Source organism: Acidovorax sp., from assembly GCF_016783915.1.
GTDB lineage: Bacteria > Pseudomonadota > Gammaproteobacteria > Burkholderiales > Burkholderiaceae_C > Acidovorax.
Genome location: NZ_JADHVT010000227.1, coordinates 1 through 5,402 on the forward strand (window position 1 = coordinate 1; position 5,402 = coordinate 5,402).

Annotated in this window: 5 protein-coding genes; all 5 read left to right on the forward strand. The window is 58.7% G+C overall.

Annotated features, from left to right (window positions below; genetic code table 11):
- Window positions 1-492: substrate-binding domain-containing protein (locus ISS20_RS23305; RefSeq protein ID WP_366828774.1), on the forward strand; the 492-nt coding region annotated here is incomplete at its 5' end.
- Between the two features lie 24 nt (window positions 493-516).
- Window positions 517-2,025, forward strand: a complete 1,509-nt coding sequence (locus ISS20_RS23310; protein ID WP_291440003.1) for a sugar ABC transporter ATP-binding protein — start codon at window positions 517-519, stop codon at window positions 2,023-2,025.
- A complete protein-coding gene (locus tag ISS20_RS23315) occupies window positions 2,022-3,065 on the forward strand; it encodes an ABC transporter permease (protein WP_291440005.1) in 1,044 nt (347 codons plus the stop codon). Before ISS20_RS23310 ends, ISS20_RS23315 begins: the two co-directional genes overlap by 4 nt.
- 39 nt (window positions 3,066-3,104) lie before the next feature.
- On the forward strand, window positions 3,105-4,394 hold the full coding sequence (gene gabT, locus ISS20_RS23320) for a 4-aminobutyrate--2-oxoglutarate transaminase (RefSeq protein WP_291440006.1): 1,290 nt from the start codon (window positions 3,105-3,107) through the stop codon (window positions 4,392-4,394).
- Between the two features lie 7 nt (window positions 4,395-4,401).
- Window positions 4,402-5,402, forward strand: a 1,001-nt coding sequence (locus tag ISS20_RS23325) for an aldehyde dehydrogenase family protein (RefSeq protein WP_291440008.1), incomplete at its 3' end; no start/stop codon positions are given.

Sequence of the window (5,402 nt, forward strand, 5' to 3'; positions counted from 1 at the left end):
CCCGCAGGTGCGGGTTGGGTAGAAGCCGCACACAAGGGATTCATGGACGCGATCAAGGGCAGTGCCGTGGTGGCGCTGGATCCCAAGTACGGCGACACAGGCAAGGAAGCACAGTCCAAACTGGTGGAAGACGTGTTGCAGGCCAATCCGGACCTGGCCTATGTGGCGGGCACAGCGGTCACGGCCGAGGCGGCAACGGGCATTCTGCGCAGTCGCAACCTGGACAAGAAGGTGCAACTGTTGTCTTTCTACATGACGCCTGGTGTATTTCAAGGCATCGAGTCCGGCCGCATCCTGGCCGCGCCGGCTGATTCCATGGTGATTCAAGGCCGGGTGGCGATTGACCAGGCGGTGCGCTTGCTGGAAGGCAAGGATGTCACGCGCCATGTCGGTCCGAAGATATTTGTGGTGGACCAGAGCAATTACAAGACCATTCATTTCGACAACATCCTGCCACCCACCGCCTTCAAACCTACGTTTGAAGTGAAGTAAGACCGGTCCCTGCGATTCAACGGCATGAACGACTTTCATCTATTACATACAGAAGCTCTGTCCAGGTTCTACCCTGGCGTACGTGCCCTGGATGCGGTGGACTTTGACCTGACTGCGGGTGAGGTGCATGTCCTATTTGGCGAGAACGGTGCGGGCAAGTCCACGCTGATCTCGCTGCTGGCCGGCGCCAACACTCCCAGTGCGGGGCAGATCCACGTGCGTGGTGTACCCATGCATTTCGCCAATGTGCACGATGCGCGCAGAGAAGGCATCAGCGCCGTATTTCAGGAATTCTCACTGATCCCAACGCTGAGTGTTGCGCAAAACCTGTGCCTGGGTGAGGAGCCCCTGCACCACGGCATGTTGGACAAGGCGGTACTGTTGGACCGTGCTCAGCGCAGTCTGGATGAACTGGGCTTCGATGTAGATGCTTCGGCACTGGTGGCCACGCTGAGCCGGGCGCAGCAGCAGATGGTGGAAATCGCTAAGGGGTTGCGCGGACAGGTTTCGGTGCTGATCCTGGACGAACCCACCGCCTCACTGACAGAGCGCGAGACGACAAATCTCTTCGCACTCATTGCGCGGCTCAAGTCCCAGGGCGTGGGCATTGTGTACATCTCGCACCGGATGCAGGAGATCAACCAGATTGCCGACCGCGTGACCGTATTGCGTGATGGCAAAAAGGTCTGCACGGTGAATGCAGCGGACACGACACACGACCAGCTCATCAGTTTGATGAGTGGGCGCACCATCGAAAAGATATACCCGCACATCGCGAGCCACCCTGGTGAGCTGGTTCTTGAGATGCAGCAAGTAAGCACCCAAAGCGGGGTGCAGGGCGCCTCCATCGCCGTGCGTCGTGGCGAAGTGGTTGGCCTGGCCGGTTTGGTGGGCTGTGGCAAATCGGAATTGTTGCGCGCGGCCTACGGACTGGAAGCTGTGAGTAGCGGAAAAGTGCTCTTCAAGGGTCTGAACCATTCCCGTGCCAGCCCCGCACAGAGCTTGAAAGCAGGCTTCTTCTATCTGCCACCAGACCGGAAATCCGAAGGCCTGGTTCTGGGCTTTAGCAGTGCGTCCAACATCACGCTGCCAGCACTCTCTGGACCTTTGCGCGGTCTGGGGGGATGGTTGCGCAAGAAGGACGCTAGGGGCATGGCGGAAAAGGCGGGGGACCAGGTGGAACTGAGTAGCCGCAACCTGGGAAAAACCGTGGGCCTGCTCTCAGGCGGCAACCAGCAAAAGGCCTTGTTTGCCAAGGGGCTGACACGCGACATGGACCTGTACGTATTCGATGAACCCACGGTGGGTGTCGATGTCGGAACTCGAACGGCCTTGTACGAAGTGATCAAGCAATTGTGCGAAGGCGGCGCCGCCGTGGTGCTGATCTCGTCGGACTTGCCTGAGGTGTTGCACCTGGCCCACCGCGCCTACGTGATGTGCCGTGGAGAGGTGACGGGTGAATTGCAAGGGCCCGAGATTACCGAGAGCGGTCTGTTGAATCTATTTTTTGGTGCCAAGGAAAGCCAGATATGACTACAAGTAATGCGGTGGCTGTGCCGACCGTTTCCATCTCCATTCAAGCGCGCGCCGTTCAGGGCGCACGACGGCTGTTTGTCCAACTGGGTGTGCTGCCCTTCATGCTGGTATTGGCTGTGTTGGTGTTCGGAATGCTGTCTGACCAATTCTTGTCGGCGCAAAACCTGATGAACCTGCTCAGACAGTCGGTGTACCTGATCCTGGTATCCATGGGGCAGATGCTCGCCCTGGTGACGGGTGGCTTTGATTTGTCCGTTGGCACAATCATGGCACTGACCTCGGTGGTGTCGGCCATGGTCATGCAGACCTTGGGCAGCAGTCTGCCCGATATGGTGGGATTGGTCATAGTCGCGGGTTGTGTGGCTGGCTTGGCGGCGGGGCTGCTGGTCGGCTTGCTCAACGGCCTGGGAGTGGCCTGGGCAGGTGTGTCGCCCTTCATCGTCACCATGGGGGTGCAGTCAATTGGCTTTGGTGCGGCGCTGTACTTGACAGGCGGAGTTCCCGTGAACGGTTTGCCTCCCGCCTTCAGCGACCTGTTCGGGTTTGGCACCGTACTGGGCCTACCCCTGCCCGTACTGGTCACCGCCTTCTGCGTGCTGGCCCTCTACTTGCTGATGAATCGACTGCCCGCCGGGACCTACCTATTGGCTGTCGGCGGCAATGCCAAGGCCGCAGCCTTGTCCGGCATCGACACCCGCAAGGTGTTGCTCTTGGCCTACCTTCTGTGCGCCTTGTTGGCATCCGTCAGCGGGCTGCTGCTGACGGCACGCGTCGAGACCGGTGAAGCCAATCTGGGCGGCACCATCGCGCTCGAATCCATCGCTGCCTGTGTGATTGCCGGTGTGAGCCTGCGTGGTGGTATCGGGCGTGTGCCAAACGTGGTGATGGGTGCCATCTTTATCGGTCTGGTGCAAAACGGCATGAACCTGACCAATGTCGGCTCCTACCTGCAAATGGTGGTGTTGGGCGTGCTGCTCATCATCGCAGTGGTGGCTGATCAATTCCGTCAACGCATGATTTTGCCCAGCAAGGCTTGAATTTTCTGACCAATATTTTTTCCCAAATCTGGAGTTCCTATGAAACGAGAAGACAACGCCACCAATGCCATCCTGATGGCGCGCCGGCACGCTGCAGTAGCACGCGGTGTGGGCCAAGCCCATGAAATATTTGTGAGCCGCGCCGATAATGCCGAAATCTGGGATGTTGAAGGCCGCCGCTATATCGACTTCGCCGGCGGAATCGCCGTGCTCAACACGGGCCATTGCAACCCCACCATCACGCACGCCGTGCAAGCACAGCTCAGTCTGTACAGCCATACTTGCTTTCAGGTGCTGGCGTATGAGCCGTATGTTGAGCTGGCAGAACGCCTGAACGCGCTGGCCCCAGGTAACTTTGCCAAGAAGAGCCTGTTCCTGAGCACGGGCGCCGAAGCTGTCGAGAATGCCATCAAGATCGCCCGCGCCTATACCAAGCGTCCGGGCGTGATCGCCTTCACCGGTGGCTACCACGGTCGCACTAACATGACACTGGGCCTAACGGGAAAAGTCGCGCCCTACAAGCTGGGCTTTGGCCCCTTCCCCGGAGAGACATTCCACGCGATTTTCCCCAATCGCCGACAAGGCATTTCGGTCGATGACGCGCTGTATTCGGTCGAGACCCTGTTCAAGAATGACATAGAGCCCACGCGTGTGGCGGCCTTTATTCTGGAACCTGTACAAGGTGAAGGGGGCTTTTACATTGCGCCCAATGATTTTGTCGAAGGACTGCGCGCCATTGCCGACCGCTATGGCATTCTGTTGATCGCCGATGAAGTGCAAACCGGCGCAGGACGCACAGGAACCTGGTTTGCCAGTGAGCAATGGACGGTCGCGCCAGACCTGATCACCACCGCCAAATCCATGGCGGGTGGCTATCCGATTTCCGCTGTGGTCGGTCGTGCGGATGTGATGGACGCACCTGCCCCTGGCGGTCTGGGCGGCACCTACGCCGGAAGCCCAATTGGCTGCGCCGCTGCACTGGCCGTTTTGGAGGTGTTTGAGAAAGAACAACTACTGAACCGCGCCAAGGCATTGGGTGCCTACATGGTGGAGCAGTTGAAAGCCATGGCAGCGAAATACCCCTGCGTCGGTGACGTACGCGGTCTGGGCGCCATGGTGGCCGTCGAATTGTTCGAAGACGGCGATAGCAGCCGTCCGGCCACTGAGATGACCAAACGCGTTGTTGCCGCCGCCCGATCCAGGGGACTGATATTGTTGTCCTGCGGTAGCTACGGCAACGTGATACGCATCCTGGTGCCGCTGACTGCGAGTGACGCCCTGGTAAGCGAGGGCCTGGAAATTCTGGCTGATTGCATCGCCCATGCGTGAATCACATATGAACTCCTCACCCCTGGCCTTGCTCAAAGACCCGAGCCTGCTGAAATCGGATGCACTGATCAATGGGCTGTGGCTACCTTCCCTTAGCAAAGCCCGTTTTTCTGTGCAAGACCCCAGCAACGGTCAGCATTTGACCGACGTGGCTAACCTTGGACCAGCCCAAGCACAGCAAGCCATAGATGCCGCGAACGCGGCCTGGCCAGCATGGCGCAGTAAGACCGCCAAAGAGCGCAGTCAAATCCTGCGCCGCTGGTTTGACTTGCTCATCGCCCATCAGGATGATCTTGCCCGCATCATGACGGCAGAGCAAGGCAAACCGTTTGCCGAAGCCAAGGGCGAAGTGGCCTATGGCGCCAGCTTTGTGGAATGGTTTGCCGAAGAGGCCAAACGGCTCAATGGCGAGACAATACCCCAGTTCGACAACAACCGCCGTCTGCTGGTGATTCGCCAGCCTATTGGTGTATGCGTGGCGATCACACCATGGAACTTCCCGCTGGCCATGATGACGCGCAAACTCGCCCCTGCACTGGCGGCGGGGTGCACCGTGGTCATCAAACCGGCTGAACTGACGCCGTTGACTGCCTTGGCCGCTGCGGAGTTGGCGTGCCGCGCTGGCATACCTGCGGGTGTGCTGAATGTGGTGACGGCCGATAGCCAGAACAGCATTGAAGTTGGAAAACTGTTTTGTGCTAGCGACGTAGTGCGCCACATCAGCTTTACTGGCAGTACCGAGGTGGGTCGGATTCTGATGGCGCAAAGCGCCAGCACGGTCAAGAAACTGTCACTGGAATTGGGTGGCAACGCACCTTTCATCGTATTTGATGATGCTGACATTGCCAGCGCCGTGGAAGGTGCCATAGCCAGCAAGTTCCGCAATGCGGGGCAGACATGTGTGTGCGCTAATCGTTTTTATGTGCAGGACGGTGTGTACGAGGAATTCGTGGCACGCTTTGCGGATGCCGTACGCGCACTAACTGTCGGCAATGGATTTGAAAAGGG